The sequence below is a fragment of the Paenibacillus sp. NPDC057967 genome (assembly GCF_042887015.1).
Classification (GTDB): domain Bacteria; phylum Bacillota; class Bacilli; order Paenibacillales; family Paenibacillaceae; genus Pristimantibacillus.
In genome coordinates this window covers 358,167-380,485 of record NZ_JBHVQB010000008.1, presented here as the reverse complement: position 1 = coordinate 380,485, position 22,319 = coordinate 358,167, and the positions used below count along the sequence as shown (strand labels likewise).

The window sequence follows — 22,319 nt, the reverse complement described above, 5'->3', positions numbered from 1 at the left end:
CATGGCAGCCTACAAGACTGGCCGCCCAAAGCATATTTAAGATTGGTCACCGCTGGCGTCCTACACGCTCAAAAAATTGCGCTTTAATGTGAATGAGAGAGCATGAGTGTGGGAAGTGTCCAAAATTAGGGGGTTAACCCGTGTCACGACACTAATTCTGGATTTCCGCCCATTTGGAGCAAATAAGAATTTCTCACATCACTATTTACAGACTTTCGCCAATTCGGAGCATTTAAGCGTTTCTCGCACCACTATTTCCGGGTTTGCGCCGAGTTGGTGTATTTAAGTGTTTATCACGACATTAATTCTGGATTTATGCCAATCTACAGCAATTAGATGTTATTGCTCAACCACAGTACAGCAACGAAGCCTCCCGTCAGTAGATTGGGAGGCTTCGTCTTTACTTACCTATAAATATTGCCCTAAGAAAACTACTTCTTCTCCTGAAACTCTTGCAGCTTCAAGAGAACCGTTACCGCTTCCGCTCTGGTCATGCCCGCGGATGGATCGAAGCGGTTGTTGCCTTTGCCTTGCATCAGGCCCGCTTCATATACTGCCGCTACATAAGGAATTGCCCATTGCGGCACTTCGCCTGCATCGGAGAAGCTCAGCTTCGCTGCTGGATCAATCTTAAGTGCCGCTGCTCTGGCAATCATGACTGCCAGCTCGGAGCGCTTCACTTGTCCCGACGGACGGAATGTACCGTCGTCATAACCTCCGATCAGCCCCGCTTCCACAGCCTGCGCAATGGCCTGCTGCGACCAAGCCGGAATGCGCTCCTGATCCGCAAATGCCGTTCCTGCTTGTGCTGCCGGAAGCTCCAGCGCGCGGACCAGCATCGCAACGAACTCCGCACGTGAAGCCCCATGATCCGGGCGGAACGTACCGTCACCATAACCGTTCACAATCCCGCTCTTCAGCGCGCGTTCAATGGAGGAGCTTGCCCAATGATTCGCGATATCTGTGACCGTTGGAGCAGGCGTTCCCGGCCCATTGCCTTCTCCGCCTCCGGACTCGCCGCCATTAGAGCCTTCACTGCCGCCGTTGTTGCCACCGTTATTGCCCTCATTGCCATTCCCGTTATTCCCACCGTTGTTGCCGCCATTACCACCGCCGTTATTGCCGCCATTTCCAGAAGACGCCACTGCTACTTCCGGCTCGGAATTGCTCTTGCCGACCAGCGCTTTGATGACAAATTCATATTTGGCGGTTGCGTCCAGACCCGTCACTTCATAAGTGAAGGAGCTTGCGCCGCCAGCAGGGACGACACGCGCATTCCAGTTCGGACCCAGCTTATCGGTCTTTTCATAGATGCGGTAAGCATCCACTGCCGTATTGCCTTGCGGCGCATTCCACGTCAAGGTCGCCTTGCCGTCTTTGATTGCGCTAATCGTCGCATTGCGGACCTTGTTCGGCTGAGGTGTCGTCTTCTTGATGCTAAATTCATCATACAGCTCTGTGGAGCCATTCTCGCTTGTGGTATACACCTGGAACGACATGACGTTGTCGGTTACAGTAATGCCCGTGAACATCTCCGTACCCGGCTGCCCATATTTCTCCGCGAACGGAAACGGGCCTGCTTTCGGCGTATAACGCTTATCTCCGGCCGCATTGCTCACCAGATACATCGTACCCAGCGGATTCAGCATGCTGCCGTCCGCATCCTTGACCGTATCCTTCTGCGGCGCATTGTCGTACATTGGATACGTCCGCGTATACGTGTGATCGTGGCCGCTCAGGACCACATCGATGCCGATCTCGTCGAACAGCTTCGTCAGCTTGTCGCGGAAGAACAGTACATCGGAGTCGTTCGTATGGCTCGCTACGGAATAAGGCGACTTGTGGAACAGGACGATTTTCCAAGGCTTATTGGATTTCGCCGCTTCCGCTCTCAGCCACTCTTCCTGCTTCTTGTACACCACATCAACGCCGTTTACTTCGTTATATTCCGTATTAATAATCATGAACTGAGCATCGCCGTATTCGAAGGAGTAGACCGAACCATCCGGCTTGGCACCTGTATACGACACATTTGGCACATTAAAGTGGTACCAGAAGTTGTTGTTCAGCTTGCTCTCGTGATTGCCAAGCGCCGGAACAAAGGGCAGGCTGCGCAGTGTATCCTGCGGCGTATTCAAAAGCCACATCCATTGATCTTCAATGTCCCCATGATCAACCAAGTCGCCCGTCAGCGTAAAAAATTCAGATGCCGGGAACGTCTTCATCGCCTCGTCCAGCGTATGCTTCCATGTCACATAATCGGATGCCGTCGTGCCTTGCGTATCCGTCATATACAGGAACTGGAATGCATCGGCGCTCGGATTCGCCGTTTTGAATGTCCGAATTTCGCTCCAATGCCCCTCCTGACCGTCTCCAAGGCGGTAGCTGTACGTTGTATTCGGCTTAAGTCCTGTTGCTGTCGCTTTGTGGCTTGCATACGAAATCCGTTTGCCTGCGCTCTTGTCCTCTCTGGATTGGAAGACGTAAATTTCCGTCGAGGTTCCATTAAATGTAATCGTATCCGCTACAGGCATCGTGTTGCCCGCTACCTTCGAGGCTTCCGCTACTTGCAGCTTGGTGCCTGTAATGCTGGAATCGGTATACCAGGCAAAGCCTTGAGCCGAGCTCGGATCACCGTTATACGTCAGTGCGATCGCTGTCGGAATCAGGTCGCCGGACGATTCCGGCGTGAGGCCAACCGGATTGCCGATCAGCTGCATATCCCAATACAAGTCGGAGCTGCTATCGCTGCGCTGGTGAACTTCAGCCGCCAGCACGTTCGTGCCTTGCTTCAGCACGCTCAACATGTTCCCTGTCAGATCAGCCGTCTCCGTTGTCGGACTGCCCAGCGTCGTAGCGCTCAGCGTCTGGTAATCCGGCTCACCCTCCGGCATATTGAAACGGTACACTTCTACTCCGTTCGCATAAAGCACGACGCCATCATCAACGCCAAACTGACCGAACAGCTTCGTAATCAAAGTCAAATCCTCTACTTGGAACGTTGTCCGATAGTAAGTCGTCCGGTGCTTCTTGGAGCTGTCTCCGCCGAAGCTGACCACTGTCTTCATGCTGCCGAACAGGGTCGTTGCATCGCTTGCAGGATAGCCTAGCGGAGCCGGTCCAGCGTTCCATGCCGCATCATCGAAGCTCACAGCTCTCCAAGCCGTACCTTGATCAGAGCCGTTGTCGAGATACTTCCAGACCGAGTTTTTTGGCAATAACGCAATGTTCTTGCCCTCTTCTACTGGCGGTTCTCCGCCGCCTTCGCCCCCGTCTTCGCCTGGAGGCAGCGCAGTCATCATCATATCAAAATACAAGTCAGAGCTGCTCAGGCTTTGGTTATGCACTTCAACAGCAAGCACATTCTCGCCATCACGAAGCGCACCCTTCAGCGCATCCGTCAGATCAGGCGTATAAATAATCGGCAGATCCTTGGATGTGGTCGCCACCGTATCGTAACCAATCTCGCCTTCAGGCAAGCCAGCGCGGAACACTTCAACCCCGTTCACATAGAACACCATACCGTCGTCCACGCCGAATACGGTCTCGTAAGAGTCGTACAGGCTCACATCGTCGATCGTTACTTTTTTGCTGAAATACGACGTGATATGCTTCTTGCTCGCATCCCCGCCATAGCTGATAATCGTTGCTACCTTGTCAAAGATTGAATCCGGTCCCACTTCGTTCGTAGGAACGTTGCTCTTCACTTTGTAACCGAATGGCGCCAGATCGATGTCCCACGTAGTGAAATCATATGCCGCATCTTTCATCGCCGCACTATAATCGATACCTATGTCGCTATAGCTCCAGCTTGCACCTTTCTTCACCACTTCCAGCGGCTCTACAGGCTCTGTTACCGCACCCTTTACCCCTGTCAGCATCATGTCAAAATACAGATCAGAGCTGCTCAGGCTTTGGTTATGCACCTCTGCCGTCAACTTGTTGTCGCCACTGCGCAGCGCCGCCTTCAACGCACTCGTCAGGTCAGCCGTATAGACAACCGGCTTGTCCTTGCCCGATGTCGCCAATGTATCATAGCCGACCTCGCCTTCTGCCATGCCCGCGCGGTACACTTCCACGCCATTGGCATACAGTACGATGCCGTCATCTACACCCAGTGTCGCTTCATAGCTGGCAAAAGCATTCACATCTTCAATTTGAATGATTTTGCTGAAATACGAAGTCAGATGCTTCTTCGATGCATCATCGCCGAAGCTCGTAATGGTAGCCACTTTGTCGAACACCGAAGCCGGGGCCACTTCATTCGTAGTCTTGCCGCCCGATACTTTATAGCCAAATGGCGCAACGCCAACCTTCCACGCCGCATAGTCGAAAGCTACGTTTTTCATAGCGTCGCTATAGTCGATGCCTTCATCGCTGTAGCTCCACGTCGATCCTTTATCTACAATTGTTACCTTGCCATCGCCTGCTTCTGTCCCCTCTGCGGCTGAAACGCCGACAGACGGTACGACCGCGCCTGACATGACAACGATGGCCAATACTACCAGTAACCATTGATGTTTTCTCCATTTTCTGAACAACAAGTCTACCACCTCGTTTAAAAGATTGTTGTCGATTCTTCCTAGTAACGGAATAAGACAACTCATCTTAACAAGGCTTTGTTTGTCCTGTGTCACCCCCATATTAAGCGATTATTGAGGTTTGGTAATGAAATTGTAAAAGGGACGCCAGATTGGCGCCCCTCTGCAACGATTTTATATGTTGGCCTTCAGACCAGGAGCAGACGTTCTATCTGTTCGGAGCAATCTGCCGGAGATGCTGCCTGCGAGGAAGAGCTGAGCGGCAAAATAGGTGGACATGATCAACAGCCCGGCAGACGGCACAGGCTCCATGAACTTGTTCCACGCCAGTACCGAATCCGAAATGACGAAGAGCAGTGCCCCAATGGCTGCATACGCATTCCCGCTTAGGATCGCCGTCCAGAACATGAGGCCGATTACAATGATGTAGCATAGAACCGGAATCCATAATCCGCTCCTCGAATCGTCGGCGATAAGGGCCGTATGAAACTTGTCAGCCATCCAGATGCAATACAATACGATCGGAATGCCAGCCAGCCAACCTAGCAGTGAGCTTCTCAGACGTGTCAGCATCGCAACCGTATAGAACAGATGCCCAGTCAGGAAAGAAGCGAGTCCCATCGTAAACCAGCCATCGCCGGACATGAGCAGAAACGCGTCTCCGCCGATGCTGAAGATCAGTCCCGTGACGACAAGTCCCTTATACACGCGGGATGTCCTCCCTGGATGAGACGTGATGGCCAGCGTAATAATCAGCGTCATCGGAAGCAGCTTGAATACCCAATGCAGCGACTCGCTATCAACCGATAACGTAGCCAGATGAACCAGTCCTGTCGATACAATCAATCCCAGCAACCATTTGGACATGAACAGATCTCCTCCTATGCATCTATACATCATCACAACCTGCAACTATGCTCAGTATACAGAATGGACTGGTGCAAGAACAGCAATTTTTAAAGCGCTTTCTTACAAGTAGATTCGATCTGTTGGGGCTGAGAAAGGCTCCGGAAAGGAAGCCATGAAATGCACGAGCCACGCAAGGCGGAATCTGTTACGATTCTGTCTCTGTCGGCCTTGTTGTTGCCTGCGATAGCCGCTCCCATTCTATCCTGAACGCTTGCGTCTCATCAACCGCAATGACAATGCTGGACGCTTGCTCCCGTATTCCGAAATGCGCGCTGTATCTCCATCGGCTGCTTTAATTGAACTTCGATTGGCGGGGTATCCACGCCAGGTATGCCATATACATATGCTTGGGCGCATTTTCACCCGGTCCGAAGGACGCGAATTCGGCCTGCTTGCCATGCCGAACGCTGTACTTCTGTGATATAGTAACCCAAAAGGAGGCGGTATTTCATGAATAAATCTGACATGATTGAACGATTTAACCGCGAGCAAAGAATCGATATCGTCTACCCCGGAACCCGCCGTGAGGCTGACGAATATGTGATCAGGCAGATCTCTTCAGGGGAAGAAGACAGCTTCATCAGCTACTCCAGTCTGACTGCTAGTCAAGCCGATGCCATCATTCAGCGGGAGCTCGATTACTTCGCTTCGCTAGGTCGTCGCTTCGAGTGGAAGCTGTATGACTTTGACCAGCCAGCAAATTTGCGAGATCGCTTGGAAGCCCGCGGCTTCGAGATCGGGGACGCAGAAGCGCTGATGGTCATGGGGCTTGAGTCGGGGCATCCCTTGCTGACAGCTTCGATCCCGGAATCCATCAAGCCCATAACCAACGATGAAGGTGTCGACGGCCTTATGGCACTGGAAGAGTCCATATGGCAAGAATCGCATCAGGAACTGGGCCATCGACTGAAGCATGATCTACGTCATACACCAGACGAGCTTATGATCCATGCAGCGTATGATGAGGCGGGCCGGATCGTCAGCGGCGCCTGGATGTATATGCATACGGGCACTTCTTTTTGCAGCTTCTGGGGCGGCTCTACCCTTCCTGATTACCGTGGCAAAGGACTCTACACCGGGCTCATCGCCATTCGTGCCCAAGAAGCTTGGAAGCGCGGCTTCCGTCTGCTCACAGTAGACGCCAGCCCGATGAGCCGGCCTGTTCTGGAGCGCAAAGGCTTCCAATGTTTGGGGTACACCTATCCGTGCAAGTCGCCCCAGGTATAACGAATATCGCATTCCTCAGCCTACGGGTGAGGAGTGCGATTTTTTTATGCAGATGGGTTATGCATCAAACAGCTTCTGGATATAAGGGCTGAGAAGGATTCGATCCGGGTCGAGCTCTGCTCGCACGCTGCGGAAGGCATCCCACATCAGATACCGATCCTTGAGGCGTTCGCTGTCCAGCGTATGCAGCTTGCCCCAGTGGGGCCTACCTCCATAACAGAAAGATCTCCTCCATCGCTGCAAAATACGCCTCGTACGGCATCCCCTTATACATATGTACAGCGATATAACCAAAGTCATACTAGGTGCAGATGTTCGCGCAGGTAGTGCATTCGTTATGGCTGTTCTCCGCATGATTTACGCTGACTTTGGCGTAGTTCCTGCTGTTACACACGTGATACGCGGTTCTATTCCACATCCTAAGGATGGGACGTTAGGACTAGGTGACATCCTCTGCTGGAAACCCACAAGTTGTTTGTTATTTATTTATATATTGACGAACATATGTTCGCATGATAAATTATTTCTAACCGAACGTGTGTTCTTTTTTACCTCCCGCAACTTTACTCATACATGGAACGACTACTTATAGCAGGGAGATGATTCTATGACGGAACACAGAGGCCGGGTGATAGTATCTAGCGAAAAGCAGTTTATCTACCGAGACTCCGAAAACAGAGGGCACGTTCAATTACCGAACATGGTTATCTCCTGTCTGGAATTATCGGACACCGCTAAGATTGCTTATGGCGTAATATCCAAGTATGTTTTCGAGAATGGCAGAGAAGCTTTCCCTGCCGTTTCCAGAATAGCAATGGCTTGTAACTGTACAAAGAAGACCGCTATCAAATACATCGACGAACTATGTGAGAAGGGGTTTATTCTTAAAGAGCGTAACGGAAACAGGAGGACTAACACATACTATTTAATGGACGTGGACAAAGTAGACCACCTGCACGTATCTGAGATGTTCTGGCGGGCTGTGAATGATGTATACAAGGCTGTCGAGGTATGTCATTACGAAGAGGCATACGAGTCCTTCGTTAAGATGCTCGACAAGCTTAAAGCCGAAGGAGTTGTCTTCAAGGAGATTCCAGTCTGCCGTGATACGGAGACTCAAATAAGAGAGGCCTTGCTTAATAGAGTAAAGAAGGACAGTAACTACTTATTTTACCCACCAATCCGCGGAAAGACGAAGCCAGACACCGAACGGCAGCAAGCCCTAAATGCTAACCCGAAAAACGCTCTAGGCAGCTCAATTGGAAAAGCGGGTAATTTTTTGGGAGGGGTTAGTCGGTATAACCTCCCCGATGAAGTTGATAAGTGGAAGAACGATCACTTCGTCACATATTTCTACGAGAAGTATATCGACACGACAGGCAACACGCACGAAGCCGCCCGCAGTAAGCACCGTGGAATGATTGGACGTATCATCAAGAACGCTGAAGGGAATAAGGAACAGGTTAAGCGAAACATTGATGCCTTTTTTGAGATGGGCTATGACCTGCATACCATGGAGCGATTCTGTACGTCAGGCAGGGCAGCAGAGATTGAACTGTATATCAAGACGGGAAAGAAGCCTTTTCACATCACTACCCAGGATAACAAGAGCATGGTTGAATTTGCCGTACAACAGAACAAAGGCATGTCTTCAGAGGACTTCTTGAAGAGAATTAAAGGAGGTAACTAATGAGTGATCTATTTAGTACTTGCGATTCATGCGTTGTTAAAGAATGGTGCAAATTGCGAAGTGGAGAAGTCAAATTGCCGCTCGACCATTTATTTACCTATTGTGTGGGTTACGACAAACTGAATAAGGCACTAGAACTAGCAAAAGTCCCACGTGAGTATAGGGAGGCAAACCTTTATCACTACGTGACTGACAAAGACAATGCGGACTTTGCAGAAATTATTAAGGAACTTCTAGAAAATCCTGTAGGGTTCGTAAAGTCCGGCACGAACTTAGCGCTTATAAACAAGTATAAGGGAACAGGGAAGACGTGGACAGCAAATGCCGTCCTGAATGAGTTCGTCTACAAGGTATGCCGTGACCAGCAGTGGTTTGATTACGAGAGTCCTGTGGCTAAGTACGTCAAATTTGGGGCGTGGGCTAACCGACAACGTGATATCTATACCCGAAACGATGAACAGTTTACCTTTGAAGCTCATAAGGAGCTTAACCAGATGAGGGACGTACCGTTGTTAATTTTAGATGATATTGGAAGTGGACGGATTACGCCGATTATACGAGATTTAATCTATGATGTTATTGACTTCCGTAAAGAAGAGCAAAAGAGCACTATTTTCACTAGTAACTTTCCAGATGTTGTATTACGAAAGGATGAAATGCTGGGTGAAATGGTAGTATCTAGAATGCTATATAATACCATGGTTATCCCATTGGGTGGCAGAGACAGACGCGCCGACAACACCTATAATTACTAGAAAAAGGGGTTGCTTGTAGAATGAAAACAACTCCACTTTATTCGACACCAGCCTATCATAAATTGGTTGAATATGCCTTTAGAAACTGTTATGATGGTTTTGAAAAATATAACACAGGAAGTAACAAGTTGGTACGAGATATCCTAAATAAAGGACACCTCAGCATTACAAGTCATGGCAGCATTGTGCTCACGGTTGAAGGATACAACCCAATGGAAGAGGGACATATCCTCCATTCTTTGGCCACATTTAAAGAACTAAACAATTACATCCGATGGACATGTGAGTGCCAGACGGACTTCATTAATTCAATGAATATTCTAACGTTTCTTGATATCATGTACGGACTCGACAGCAAAAGTGGAAAGAAAGGATTCCATCACTTCCTCACAGCCAAGCACTGCGGCTTGTTTAAGCAACTGGTTGATTCCATTTTCGAAGTCCCCGCCCTTCGTTGGTTTGCTGACCACAGATATGTAATCGAGGGTATCAAAAACCCTTACCTTGAATATAAGCCAGACCTGCTCAAACCCGCAATTTTGTCCTCCGACTATATTGCACTTAAGAAATTGGGCTTAACGGATTACGAACTTGATGTACACAGCACGATTACCGTTGAGATTGTTTCCGATAGGGCAATGTCCCTTCTGGACGCTCGTCATACTGATATGGCGAGTCGCTCCGAAATCTCACAACGCTATGTATCCATGTCAGGTGATTTTCATTATCGTACACCCGAAGGTCTTTCCGATATAGACGTTTTCTATAGTGAAGCTGGCGGTCCTATTAAGGTTACTGAGTATGCTAAAGGCCAAGGACTATACCACACGTTCCATCCTTCCTAATGCGATATACTCAAAATATAATATGCATTTCTTCAATTTACGGGACGTTTCTCACTGAACCAAACAAAAAGCAATAAGACGACAAAGCGTTAATGAAAGCCTTTGCCGGTGCAGGTATTATTTTATAATTAACTGTGCAATCCACCACGGTATGCTTTCATTTTTATACCATGGGAGGAGCATTCATGCCAGTTAAACAACTAGAGAAAAACTTATCCTATACACTATCTGCAATCAGGAAAACGTATTACGGTAAAGGTTCTATCGATACTCAAGTCAGGATATGTGGAGATACGATCTTTGTAAAATATAAGTCCCCGTTCTCACCGCTTGAGAAGACTCTAATAAACGCTAATATAGTCGTTGCCACAGAAGTGTTTACGGGGTGGGAAGAGCTCGTTAAGCAAGATGTCAAGAAGGGGCTGACGTCCCTGCTTGGGACGGGTGTTGAGGTTCTTGGCGTATACATTCGAGCCGTCACAGAGCACGATATCTCTTATCATTGCATCTTACTGGACAGAAACATAGAGAAGCTCGTAAAGTCTAGGAAGGACGTACCGAACGCAGACGGTGAGTCGGTACTGTTCTAATCATAATGACTGTCGATTAATGAGAACCTTTTGGAACTGCTCTATTAAAGACTTGTCAGATTACAGCCTTAGTTTGTAATTTGATCAAGTCTTTTTATATTGTCTTTTTTAGTGGTAGTTTGTGCGGTGAAAGGGATAATCCGCATAATATCTGGTTTGATGCCATGTCGTATTGGGTTTAGAACAACCCATAAGATGTGGTGTTCTAGTCATGCGGGTTCGGCACAGAACTTGAAGGCGCCTTCCAAAATCATACATAGTATTTACACTGATGCAACCTCGCACCTTTCCTATCAGATAGCACGACTACTGATAGTGAACAGGGAGGGATTACATTGGCGGCAATCGAGGAACTACAACTATTAAATCACTTATTGAACATCAAAGAGTGGGGCGTAGTCGAAGACGCTGGTATTACTGAAGACTATTTTCAGGTACACAAAAATGCCTTCGAGTTTGTCAAAGGCTTTAAAAAGATCAATGGACACTTACCAACCATAGAAACTGTCATGAACAAATATGACACTTTTGAGTTGGTAGAGTTGGAGAACATAGAGCACGTAATCAAGTCGATGAAAGAGGACTACCTTTACAGAGAATTTAAGCCGATTCTCGTATCAGCTTCGGCGACTTTCGCCAAGAAGGAAACGACAGCGGCGATACAACAGCTTCAAGCGGAAGCACAACGTTTTCTGAAATCCATCGGCTTAAGCGGTCAAGGTTACTCATACATCGGAAACGCGCAAGCGCGGTTTGATGCTTACGACAAAATCCACGGTAGGGCGAAAGATGAAATCATAGGGATGACGACAGGATTCAAGCCGCTTGATTTAGCCACCAACGGACTTGAATACCAAGACGGGGCAGTTGATTTCTTCCTAGTGTTCGCGCCAACGAACATGGGGAAAACCCTTATATCATCCTTTATGATGAGCGCGGCATGGAATAGTTCATTGGACAATGACTACCCAGCCTACTTCGCCCTAGAGCAAAGAGCGTCAGAGATTGCCCATAACTGGGACAACACACTCGCCAAAGTGTCACGCCTTGCTTTAACACGCGGTACGCTCTCTAACGAAAAGAGAGACGCTTATGCGGAGTTTATTGACCGCCTTAAGCAAAAGAAAAAAGACATGGTAATTTACGACCTAAAGAGTAATGGTGGCAAGCCTTACACGCTTGACGAAATCCACCGAATACTCGAACTCGAAGGTCACAATCGTTGGACTCTTGACCAGTTATCGAAGGTACGCATTACCTCACGGGGAAGCGGTGACCTTAGACAGCGTCTATTTGATGTGTCTGCTGGAGTTCGAGACCTCATACTCGACACGGGTAAGCCAGCAATGATTGTCGCACAGGCGAACCGCGAAGCCCTCAAGAAAATCAAAAAGGATATCACTGAGAACGTCGATGCAACGGACATTGGCGAAGCTTTCTCCATCGTTCAAGATGCTTCCAAGGGCATTTCTATAGTGAAGGTTAGCGAAAACACCTTCAAGATATTGGTCATTAAAAACCGTGAAAACGCAAGCGGTCAGTCATTCCTAATTCGCTATGACTTTGACACAGGTATTGTCTCCGTACTGGATGACAGTATCGGTGAACAGTACTTCTAAGAAGGGAGGACAAACCGTGAGAGTACATCTTTACCTTAACTCTATTTCTCTTGATGAATATAGAGCAGGTAGGGACACAACTGCACACTCGCAGTTTTTCCCTCAATCGTACTACATTCACGTTGATGTGCATGAAGATGAAGTGAAAGTCTTACCCTCTGGTTTCACCCTAATAAGGGGGAAAGGCAGTTGATAAAGTTCCAACTCAAAAAGGAGAATCCAAATATAGAGATTCTCGAATCACTTTACATCGACCTAGAAGAGTTAACAGATGAACTCAGGTTTTCTTATCAACATCTCTCGAAGTCAGTATCCAATCCTAGAGCCCTTACGGGAATTAACGATACAGGTGAGTGGGTTATGAGTTGTTGCCCAATGCACGCTGAATCTAGGGCTTCTTTTGGCATCTCGAAAGAGCCGCCCTATCACTGTAACTGCTTTTTTTGTGGCTATTTAGGAACAATAGACGCCTTGATAGAGAACGCCCTAGATCTTGATGATGGAGAAGGCATAAAAGTCTTGCTTTCTTCTTACATCATCGAGGAAAAACAAAGAACGTTCGATATGGTTGACTTCATAGAGAATCGCAGGAATAAGTTCATGATTCCACATCTTAAAGAGAGCAGTCTTGATGCCATGAAGTTGTCTAGGTCTCATGACGAACTACTCTATCAGTCAGGAATGAACTATATGCGTTCCCGTGGATTCGATGACCGTACCCTCGAAACTTATGAAATCTGTGTTGACACCGCAACTGAGACGCTGGTCTTTCCACAACGGACAAGAACAGGTCAGCTGCGCTTTGTCCAAAAACGGAAAATTGGTAACAGCTATCACGGTGCTAAGTTCATCAATGAAGGGAGTGCAATAAAGAAGGACATCGTTTTCGGCCTTCATTTCATTAACAAACTTAGAACCACAGAGCACCGAATTAGGCGAATCAGGATAGTCGAATCCCCTATTGACTGTATGTCAAATTATCAAGTCGGAATTCCAGCCGTTTCTATTAACGGTCGGATTCTCTTCAAGAACCAGGTTCGAGAACTTCAACTTGCTGGTATTGAAGAGGTTGACTTGATGCTTGACAACGACAAGGCGGGAACAAAAGGCATGGAAGATGCCGCAATTCTATTGGATAGGGCGGGGTTAATTGTGAACCGTGTTCGCTATCCTAGCTTTCCTGCGCCCAAAGACAGCAATGAACTTCTTAAAGCTAGTTTGCTAGACAAGCTAGAGACCTACAACGTGAACCTGATTGGGTCTCTTTTCACCTAACAGTGCCCATTGTACCACAAAAAAGATACGAAAGCATGATTCTTTCGCACCTTTTTTTAACCATGCAACGACCACTGATAGTACAAGCCTTTGCACCTCATTACACATGAATCCATTGGAGGAATTTCACATGACAACATCTAAAGTAGCCAACTTCAATATCGAGTCCCTTACACCTATCTTTAACTTTATCTTGAGAGGAGTTCGTCAGGATGAGCGTGACGAGGTCAAGTCTGAAGCTGTCTTGCGTATCCTCACGGCTATTGACAAAGGGCACGTTAAGAAAGATATGTTTGCATTCTCCCATACCGTGGTTCAACGCACTGTCTATGACTACTACCGTAGAAACAATCGCATGATTTCCAAGAATAGCACCTCAGTAAATTTCTGCGATGGGGCAGATGAAGAAAAAGGCTCGACTATCGACTACTTCTCCTATGCTACTGAAGAGGTCGGTTACAGTCTGTCAGATGTTCGTAACGACTATATCAACAATATCAACGAATTTACGCCGCAACAGCGTAGAATTCTTGTCCACATGCTCTTCACAGAGGACGGGATGGACATGAAACCTGCTGAGATTGCTAACTATCTTGGGTTGGACAAGTCCCACGCTTCCCGTGCCATGAGCAAGCTGAGAAAGGTTTGTCAGGGTTAATCATCTGACTTCCCTTAACCTAGTGATTCTATATATTAATCTTCGCTTGGATATACGTAATTGATAATCTTACCACTACTGACTTTACAACTTTCCCTAGAAAACAATCAGGGGGCGTTTATAGGCTTATCTTATCATACCGATATTCCTTTTCGCAAGACTTTCAGGACTTCCCATGGTGTTTTCAAGAGATTTCTAGGCTCTAGAAACTTCCTTACGTAGAACGATTACTAATCTTGAGGGGAAGTTCTCCTCGAAAACGATCTGAAATCTCCAATAAAGTACCCCGCACCTTCTGAGAAGGTTGAAACGACCACTAATAGTAAGTGATCAGAGAACCTCAAAAATCAAAACCCATTAGGAGGAAAAATATTATGTCTAACACAATAGTCCGCGGTCTCGAAGCAATTCTTTCTGGCGGCGCAGAGTTCATTACTTTTGAAGAAGGAAAGCCGATGACTTTGCTCTTCATTGATTGGTTTGAAGACTTGCTTGGTATCCGTGAGCATTACGAATCAGCGCTGACTCCTAAATACGTACGTTGCCCAGGCAAAGATATTTGCCCACTATGTAAGGCTAACCCTTCCAAGTACCCTGCACTTCGTATTAAATTCCGTGTCTATGATGCCATCGAGAAGAAAATTAAGTTCGTCTCGCTCGCTAAGTCCCACGTTCAAAAACTTAACTCTGACTTCAATCTGGACGAGGTTGACCCAACTAAAGACTTCGTAACCATTTACCGTACTGGAAAAGGTGCATCGGATACTTCTTACTGCGCCCGCCGCTACAACCTGAACCCTGAAGCAGGTAAGCTAGTTCTCGAGTTCCCAACACAAGAATTGATGGATAACATTCCTGACCTGACTCCGCAAGTTACGCCGCACTCTCCTGCTGAAATTGCAGGTTTCATGCAAGCTCTTGTAGGCGGGGCTCAGATTAGCCAACCACAAGGCGGCTATGCTCAACAACAAGCAGGTTACCAAGCACCTCAAAGCGGTCAAGCACCATGGGATGTTGGAGCACGGCAAGGAGCACCTGCTACACAACATAAACTTCCATTTTAATACCTGACCCTGAGGGGCTGAAATGCCCTTCATTGCTGTATAACCCTATTCTACCTCGACAGCTTGCCTTATTTCCAATTAACAGGGAGGGTCACTGTGTCTGAAGACAATGAAGTACTGGACATACTCGCCAAGGGCGAAATGAAGTCTGCCAGAACGACCCGCACAAAGAATACAGAAAAACCTAAAAAGGCTAAGAAACTAACTAAGAAAGAACAACAAATTTTAGATATTGAAGCCACAATTGTCATGCCTGACAATTACACTTTGATTAATACTCCTGAACTACTGGAAAAATTCGTAAACTATTATAAAGCATATAAGATGACGTATCAAGGGGATGCTTATGTTTACCTTGATACAGAGACCTATGGGCTTAACAATTGGCGTGATGCTTTAATCTCTATCTCCATAGGTTTTGAGTCTGAACAGTATTTTAACATACCTATGCGTCCATATCTACATGATATGTCGATTAATGTCGAAATTTTGCCTTTTGACGTAGTCGCAGATGCGCTAAGACCCTTGCTAGAAGCCGACAATTTGATAGTTATCGCGAACGCAAAATTCGACATTCACGTTCTGAAAAACTGGGCTAACATCGACATTACCTTCAATATTCATTGGGACACAATGATAATGGGCGGTCTCTTAAATGAGAACAAACCTAAAGGTTTGAAGGAATGGTACAACTCGTATGCGCTTCCTTGGTTGATTGAGCAAGGTAAGCTGTCCCGTGATGAACTCAGCCGCCCAACCTTTAAGTTCGGTAACATGTTCGACAAGATTCCATTTGACAGTATACCCCATCGTTTGGCGAACTATTACGCTTGCCATGACGTGTTCATGACGCATTGGGTGTTCCAGTACCAACGACAGATAGTAGAGAACCCTTCCTACGGTCTAGGCAGCGTGTACCGTTTATTCAGGGAAGTAGAGATGCCGCTACTGGCTGTCTTTGCCACAGCAGAGCGCCGCGGAGTAGAACTGGACTCCAAGTTCCTCAAGGAAATCATTGGCAAGGTTCTTCAGGAAAAACTAGATGACCTTAAGAAAGATATCTTTACCGTGCTAGGGAGAGAGATTATGTTGACTAGGACACATACCCGCCAACGGCAGGGCATCAAGTATAAGGAAGAGTACGAAGTTGTGGAACAGTTCAACCTTGACTCTCCAGCACAGTTAGCGCAAAAGCTGTACGCAGATCACAAAGTGCTTGAGCCTGAAATAGTTTACGACAAAGAATTGAAACGTAACGTACCTAAGCATTCCACAAGCAAAAAGGTGCTGACGAGAAATAAGAACGTAAAAGTGACCGTAGGGGACGTAGCCCACAAAATTATTGAGTACATTTTAGAGTACCGTGGGTTATCTAAACTGATTGACGCCTTCTGTAACAAGCTTCCCGACAACACGGTTGACGGAATCATTCACTGTTCTTATAACCAATTGGTTCGTACAGGGCGTGTATCCTGCTCTAATCCTAACCTTCAGCAAATTCCAAGTAAATTTGATCTAATCCGTTACGCATTCCGCGCGGCGGCTGGACGACTTCTGGTATCTGCTGACTACTCTCAACAGGAACTTCGCTGGTTGGCTATTTTCACTCAAGAGCAGACGCTTATTGATATCTTTGAGTTAGGTTTGGACATGCATAGTCGGGTTACGTGCCAAATTCACGGATTCGATTACAACATGTTTGAGATGATTCGAGGCCACAAGGGAGAGTCAGAGGAAGAAACTGCCGCTAACGTATCTGTAGCCATCGATAAGTACGCTGACTCTCAGGAACTGGTATACTCTATCACCTACCTAAACAGTAAGGAGCAGGGGCAAAATGTTTCCACTACGGACATTTCCCGCCCAACCATCGAACGTCTTGCGGCATTTTTTGAATTGCTTCGTAAGAGGACCAAATCTGTCGTCTTCGGTAGACATACATGCCGAAGTAAAACCTCCCTCATATCGGTGAAACCTAACTGGCTGTCGAGAGACATTCCACACGGCAATACCGAGCTAAAACTTGCTAGTTAATAGCGAACGATGGTGTAGAGACTTGTTACAGGTCGCCTGCCGTACAAGCGGTAAATCAATCGAACCTGTACAACGGGAGGAACAGTCATTCCATAATGTGTACCAACAAAAGAAGTAGTTATACACTACAGCGGAGGTTGGTCACTATGGCAAGAATACGAGTTCACGTAGTCATTGAGAAAGTATCTCAATGCACAAGAACGGCTTATCGGCTGTTAAGGTATAGTCCGTGCTTATAGAAATATAGGAATACCACGGTGATATACGGTATCACTGAGCTGGGGTTGAGTGACCAGATCGAGTGCAGTAAAGAGGAAGCCAAGGAGCTAATTGACGGGTTTAAGTCCTCTATGCCTAACTACCTCATGTGGGAAGCAACGACTCATAGAGAGATGATGGACAAGGGATACATCGAGACTGTTCTTGGACGAAAGCGTAGATTCGGTGAAAGCATAGCTGAAGCTAAACAAGAGGATATGTGGAAGAGATCTGGACGGCATTGGAAGATTGAGAAGTGCAAACGTCAATCTTGTAATGCCAAGATTCAAGGCTCTTCTGCTGATCAGTCCAAAAAGGCGATGGTCGACCTGTTCTATCCTACCCGCCCTAACGGTACGAAGTGCTTTGACCGCAGAGAGTGGTTACGTGAGGGTTTCGTTTCCCAGCTTGAAAAAGATGACATTTATATTGTGCTTCAGGTACACGATGAGTTAATCTTCGATGCACCTGATACAGTTGACCCTGCCGCCCTCAAAGCGATTACAGACACGATGGTTAACGTTATCCCTAATAACGTTGGAGTTCGTTTTCGCTCGGACATTGAGGTATCACCGTATTGGGGCGGCAACTTCTCTCAAGAGCAAATCCGTCTTATGACAGAAGGTGCTCTTGATTGGAGAAAAGTGTTCGAGGAAGAGGTTAAGAAGAAACTTTCCAAGTTCGGCATCGAGTATGAGGTCGGAATGTTCGCAGATGTTGACGAAGACGAAGAGACTGAAAGTGAAGAAGAGAGGGGATAGCCTTATGGTTCACGGTTTAAGAAAGTGGGGAAGTACTCATCTGCCTGTAGAAGAGACGGTGACAGCAGGGGTAAACGACTATATGAGTTTTATTGTGGACGGTATTACTTATTCAATTGTCTTGGATGCAGGGGTGTACAGAAGTAACAGAGACCATTTCACTTCGGACTTTCCTGCCCACATAAATAAGAAGCTCTCCGAAGTAAACGCTCCTATCTTTTGCCGGCTTGGCGGCAACCACCAAGGAACGCCCGTTAAGAATGTGTTGGTTTTTGAGCATAAAAACACAGGAGAACACTACGACATTTCAAATATCTCAGGTTCAGCAATAGACTTGTTGTTCGGGCAAATAGAGATAACTGAAGAATCAAGTCAATAAGAAGGCTAGGGCATTCGTGTCCTAGCTTTTTTCATGCGCGCACCTTTTCAGGAGGATGGGTTGACTACTAATAGTGTAGGCAAACAACCAACAAAAAGGAGTGATTAACTCATGACTAAAGTGAAATTCGATAGCAAGAATCATGTATCCAAACAAGCGCAAATCCTGGATGCCCTTCGCAAAGCAGGTGCTAAAGGCTTGGCAAACTTCGAGATGTATGATATCTGCCAACGCTGGGCGGCTCGTCTGCAAGAACTGTATAAGCAAGGTTATAAGGTTCGTGTAGAGAACTTGGGAGACGGCATCTATAACTACATTTTAGTTGAAGAGCCTACTACAATTCTTCCTATTCCTGAGCGCGCCCAAGACATTCTGATCCGTGAGATTGAAGGCAAGTGTGGCGGCAAGGTAACAACGGCTCAACTTCTTAACATCTTGCAGTCTAATCGTTTGCAGGTTGGACGTAAGGCGAGGTCTTACAACGCATGAGACTTGATGGTACTGCCAAGTTAAGTCCTTTGCCGAAGAGATGACGATGGTAATGACACAAGTTGCTGAGTATGACAGCGATTCGGTCGAGTACCACAAACCATTTTTGCACTAAGGAGAGTGCCCCTTTGAACTATCCATTAGAAGAAATTGTACTGCTCGTGGGTGGCAATACGGTTATAGAAGAAGCCGAAATGGACGCGCTTTGGAATGGCCCGAACTACGCAGCAGAAGAGAAGTATGACGGTAGTCGTCACGTCTCCGTAGGCGGCACGTTTTTTGCAATGTTGAAGTGGAATTTGTGGGGTGGTTGGTAAATGCTTGGGAGTTATGTTGTTGGTGGGCGGCTAGACCCGCCCTATTATCCAACAAAACCAGAACCTCACTTTATAGGAAGGGTGTTGGACATACCCGCCAAGGCGCAGGGAGACCGTGTTATAACGGATACGTTTAGTATGTCCCATGACTTGGAGTTCTATGCCATCTCTTTTCGCAACAGTGCACTGGATGAAGGAGACTACTGGAATTTGACGGTCGACGGGAAACTGGTAGCCAAGAACATCTACTGTAAGTCTTTCGAGGAAGGTCTTTACTTCCAAGTGGCTCACCTAGTAAAGGCAGGTAAAGAGTTCTTTTTTGAGTATCACACGTCAAATGGAAGCAGTAAGACTATTGAGCTTATGTTTCATTTTCTAACTGACCGTGATTCTGACTTGGTACTGGCAGGGACGACCGACCTAGGTAACTATCCAGACCCGCCACCAGAGCCACCTGAAGCCGAACAGTCGCCCAACCCGCCCGCAGGTGGGACGATACAGCTTCCTATTACATGGCAACCGTTTACCTCTGTTGTTGAAGCAGAGAAATGGGCTAAGGACTTAGGAGTGGAAGTAGACTTTGCGAGAAAGCTTAATGCCGCTAATTACGTCACTGAAGCGTTAGCTCTGCTTTTGAATAACTGTGGCGGGTTCGCTAACATGATTCAGAAGCACAAACTGACCATCAATATCAAGAACGGTAATGGGGCGAACGGCTTCTTCAACCCTGCTTCTGGTGAGGTTGTAGTGAGTAGAACATACGACTACGACAACTCCGAGATAATCACTCAGTCCGAGTACGACACAGGGCAGAAATCCTCTCCACATAAGCTGAGGACGGTCATTCATGAGATAGGGCACTGGCTTCATTATCACAATATTGGGGCACAGCAGTTCTATTACATCTCTAACCTTGACCCTGACAACTACGGTGCGAAGACGATTCTAACCAATGCTGAAGCGACTTACATCGCAAACAATCTGTGTAATTATGCAACCAAATGGTTTCCGATTGAATTGATTCCTGAAACGTTCACCGCCAAGATTACAGGCGTTCCAATAGATCCTAAGATATGGGAGTGGTACGAGCAGTATGGTGGATTCAGATGTGAGGAGTGGTAGGAATGGACATTACAGTACCTTGCGTGTTCTGTAAACACTTCAATCGGGATGAGCGTGGGAAAATGACCTGCATGGCATTCCCTAACGGAATCCCGAAAGAGATTCAAGAACTAAAGATTATTCACACTGAGCCGTACCCCGCTGACAATGGTATTCGGTACGAGCCATTAAGTGATGTACAAGATTACTTCAAATACTTTAAGGGAGAGATTAGAGAATGAAAAACGTAATCAGAACAGTATTAGCAGGTTCAGGAATCGGCGTTGTTGGAGCGGGTCTCGGTGCAGGAGCACTTGCAGTACTGGCTATTGGTTTTATCCTGAAGCCGCTATTGGCCATCTTGATTGGTTGGGTAGTAGGACACGTTGTTGCGTGGGTAGCTGGCGGCTTCGTAGCAGGGGCGCTGTCTACAATCTTCCATACATCTATTACCGCTTCCATGCTTCCGTCCGTGTTCGCAGGAATCACACTGCTGGCTTCATACTTCCGTCATGTCGTCCGCACAAACGATAATGGCGTAAAGGCGCAGGCAGACAATGCTCAAGCTAAGAAGGCTTGGGAAGACATGAAGAAAGAACTTCGCGACTCTAAGTAATCTCGCACCGACCAAGATAGAGAGGTGATTACGAGATGAAAAACGATTTTAAGATTGACGGTGATACTACCGTTATCTTTCTTACAGAGGGGGAAGGGGTCTATGAGTGTCACATCGACACTCAAGACCTACCTAAACTCTTGAGCGTAAATTGTAGGTGGTGTGTGGAAATAAAGGAAGGTCGGAAATCAAGGGCTAGGTCTAACGACAAAGGTAAGAAAGTGCTAATGCACAGGTTCTTATTGGAAGCTCCAAAGAAAGTGAGATACGCCACTCAAGCATTGAATATGCAGAATATAAGCGGCGACAGCAGTGAGTTTTCAGGTATAAGGGGTATTGAAGCAGCAATAGCTGTCAAGTCCACCAGAGCAAAACCATTCAGTTTGGAGGGGACAGGATGATTGGATTCATGAATAAGTGTCCTCATTGTGGTGGAAAGTCTTCTTTTTCGCCAGAAGAGATGGAATGCGACAAAGGATTGGTTCTCTGGTGTAACAACTGTGGAAACTTTGTCAATCAAACCTTGACCATCGAGACGATCCGCAGATGGTGGATTCGATACGATGAAGGCGAGGAAACAATCGTACCTCCTGTTAGCAAGAAGAACCTCATGCGCCTGATGGATGTGGAGCAGATGCTTAATGAAGAAGGCGAGTGGATGGAGAGTATCGAGATTCATATTAAAGACTTCAGAGACTACTCATACACGGAGGATAAAGACAATGACAAAAGAACAGACGAAGGCTCTTAAAGACCTGATACCAGTTATGGGAGCGAAATCACTGAATTTTACAGTGCATAATCAAGCAATAAACCTACCATCTCCGCTATGTTTGAAGAGGTCATGGACGAGCTAGAACCTCTCATCGGCAGGTTGGTGAGGATAAGGGCTTAATAGTTACACACTATAAAATACCCTAATCTTATTCCGAAAACGCCGTGTCGATACCTGTCGAGGACTTGACTAGAGTTAAGATTGCGCGCATTTGCAATTCATGAAGATGCTCCACTATAAAAATTCCGGTAAACTTTCTCACCCAGCATAATAGTTTCTATTGTAAAAATTTCTGTGTATATTCTAGTCTTTGCAAAACATTCCAAGCGTTTAAAGGGTTACTAATTTTCCTATAATAGAAATTATTCAGACTTTCTAGTAGCCTTTGTTGACTATCTGGAAAGTCTACTCTATTA

Annotated in this window: 21 protein-coding genes; 18 read left to right on the top strand and 3 right to left on the bottom strand. The window is 46.7% G+C overall.

What is annotated here, in order from left to right; translation table 11 throughout:
• Window positions 1-431 precede the first annotated feature (431 nt).
• Window positions 432-4,541 (bottom strand): S-layer homology domain-containing protein, encoded by a 4,110-nt coding sequence (locus ACFVSO_RS22045; RefSeq protein WP_387477588.1) that lies wholly within the window; start codon window positions 4,539-4,541, stop codon window positions 432-434.
• A 174-nt stretch (window positions 4,542-4,715) separates the two neighbouring features.
• Window positions 4,716-5,408, bottom strand: coding sequence for a lysoplasmalogenase (locus ACFVSO_RS22040; RefSeq protein WP_387477585.1), 693 nt, complete (start codon window positions 5,406-5,408; stop codon window positions 4,716-4,718).
• Between the two features lie 492 nt (window positions 5,409-5,900).
• Here ACFVSO_RS22040 and ACFVSO_RS22035 point away from each other — a divergent pair, with 492 nt between their 5' ends.
• A complete protein-coding gene (locus ACFVSO_RS22035; protein ID WP_387477583.1) occupies window positions 5,901-6,677 on the top strand; it encodes a GNAT family N-acetyltransferase in 777 nt (258 codons plus the stop codon).
• 57 nt (window positions 6,678-6,734) lie between these two features.
• Here ACFVSO_RS22035 and ACFVSO_RS22030 read toward each other — a convergent pair whose 3' ends face one another.
• Window positions 6,735-6,977, bottom strand: coding sequence for a D-arabinono-1,4-lactone oxidase (locus ACFVSO_RS22030; RefSeq protein WP_387477580.1), 243 nt, complete (start codon window positions 6,975-6,977; stop codon window positions 6,735-6,737).
• 307 nt (window positions 6,978-7,284) lie between these two features.
• On the opposite strand from ACFVSO_RS22030, the gene ACFVSO_RS22025 reads away from it, so the two are divergent.
• From ACFVSO_RS22025 to ACFVSO_RS21945, 17 genes are all read left to right on the top strand, one after another.
• Complete coding sequence (locus ACFVSO_RS22025) at window positions 7,285-8,367, top strand: helix-turn-helix domain-containing protein (protein ID WP_387477577.1); 1,083 nt, start codon at window positions 7,285-7,287, stop codon at window positions 8,365-8,367.
• Entirely contained in the window at window positions 8,367-9,122 is a 756-nt protein-coding gene (locus ACFVSO_RS22020) for an ATP-binding protein (protein WP_387477574.1), read from the top strand. Before ACFVSO_RS22025 ends, ACFVSO_RS22020 begins: the two co-directional genes overlap by 1 nt.
• 20 nt (window positions 9,123-9,142) lie before the next feature.
• On the top strand, window positions 9,143-9,967 hold the full coding sequence (locus ACFVSO_RS22015; protein ID WP_387477572.1) for a hypothetical protein: 825 nt from the start codon (window positions 9,143-9,145) through the stop codon (window positions 9,965-9,967).
• A 185-nt stretch (window positions 9,968-10,152) separates the two neighbouring features.
• On the top strand, window positions 10,153-10,557 hold the full coding sequence (locus ACFVSO_RS22010; RefSeq protein WP_387477569.1) for a Na-translocating system protein MpsC family protein: 405 nt from the start codon (window positions 10,153-10,155) through the stop codon (window positions 10,555-10,557).
• 335 nt (window positions 10,558-10,892) lie between these two features.
• Window positions 10,893-12,176 (top strand): DnaB-like helicase C-terminal domain-containing protein, encoded by a 1,284-nt coding sequence (locus tag ACFVSO_RS22005; RefSeq protein WP_387477566.1) that lies wholly within the window; start codon window positions 10,893-10,895, stop codon window positions 12,174-12,176.
• A gap of 189 nt (window positions 12,177-12,365) precedes the next feature.
• Window positions 12,366-13,451 (top strand): toprim domain-containing protein, encoded by a 1,086-nt coding sequence (locus ACFVSO_RS22000; protein WP_387477564.1) that lies wholly within the window; start codon window positions 12,366-12,368, stop codon window positions 13,449-13,451.
• Between the two features lie 130 nt (window positions 13,452-13,581).
• Complete coding sequence (locus tag ACFVSO_RS21995) at window positions 13,582-14,109, top strand: sigma-70 family RNA polymerase sigma factor (protein ID WP_387477562.1); 528 nt, start codon at window positions 13,582-13,584, stop codon at window positions 14,107-14,109.
• Window positions 14,110-14,483: 374 nt separating this feature from the next.
• The gene (locus tag ACFVSO_RS21990; protein WP_387477560.1) at window positions 14,484-15,173 is read left to right on the top strand and encodes a hypothetical protein; all 690 of its coding nucleotides are present in this window, start codon (window positions 14,484-14,486) and stop codon (window positions 15,171-15,173) included.
• A gap of 96 nt (window positions 15,174-15,269) precedes the next feature.
• A complete protein-coding gene (locus ACFVSO_RS21985; RefSeq protein ID WP_387477557.1) occupies window positions 15,270-17,207 on the top strand; it encodes a DNA polymerase in 1,938 nt (645 codons plus the stop codon).
• Window positions 17,208-17,464: 257 nt separating this feature from the next.
• Window positions 17,465-18,226 (top strand): DNA polymerase, encoded by a 762-nt coding sequence (locus tag ACFVSO_RS21980; protein ID WP_387477554.1) that lies wholly within the window; start codon window positions 17,465-17,467, stop codon window positions 18,224-18,226.
• A 4-nt stretch (window positions 18,227-18,230) separates the two neighbouring features.
• The gene (locus ACFVSO_RS21975) at window positions 18,231-18,605 is read left to right on the top strand and encodes a hypothetical protein (RefSeq protein ID WP_387477551.1); all 375 of its coding nucleotides are present in this window, start codon (window positions 18,231-18,233) and stop codon (window positions 18,603-18,605) included.
• A 111-nt stretch (window positions 18,606-18,716) separates the two neighbouring features.
• Entirely contained in the window at window positions 18,717-19,094 is a 378-nt protein-coding gene (locus ACFVSO_RS21970; RefSeq protein ID WP_387477549.1) for a hypothetical protein, read from the top strand.
• Between the two features lie 128 nt (window positions 19,095-19,222).
• Window positions 19,223-19,411 (top strand): hypothetical protein, encoded by a 189-nt coding sequence (locus ACFVSO_RS21965; protein ID WP_387477547.1) that lies wholly within the window; start codon window positions 19,223-19,225, stop codon window positions 19,409-19,411.
• Complete coding sequence (locus ACFVSO_RS21960; protein WP_387477545.1) at window positions 19,412-20,533, top strand: hypothetical protein; 1,122 nt, start codon at window positions 19,412-19,414, stop codon at window positions 20,531-20,533.
• Window positions 20,534-20,750: 217 nt separating this feature from the next.
• A complete protein-coding gene (locus ACFVSO_RS21955) occupies window positions 20,751-21,128 on the top strand; it encodes a hypothetical protein (RefSeq protein WP_387477543.1) in 378 nt (125 codons plus the stop codon).
• Between the two features lie 35 nt (window positions 21,129-21,163).
• On the top strand, window positions 21,164-21,529 hold the full coding sequence (locus ACFVSO_RS21950; RefSeq protein WP_387477541.1) for a hypothetical protein: 366 nt from the start codon (window positions 21,164-21,166) through the stop codon (window positions 21,527-21,529).
• A gap of 8 nt (window positions 21,530-21,537) precedes the next feature.
• Window positions 21,538-21,879 (top strand): hypothetical protein, encoded by a 342-nt coding sequence (locus ACFVSO_RS21945; protein WP_387477538.1) that lies wholly within the window; start codon window positions 21,538-21,540, stop codon window positions 21,877-21,879.
• Window positions 21,880-22,319 lie beyond the last annotated feature (440 nt).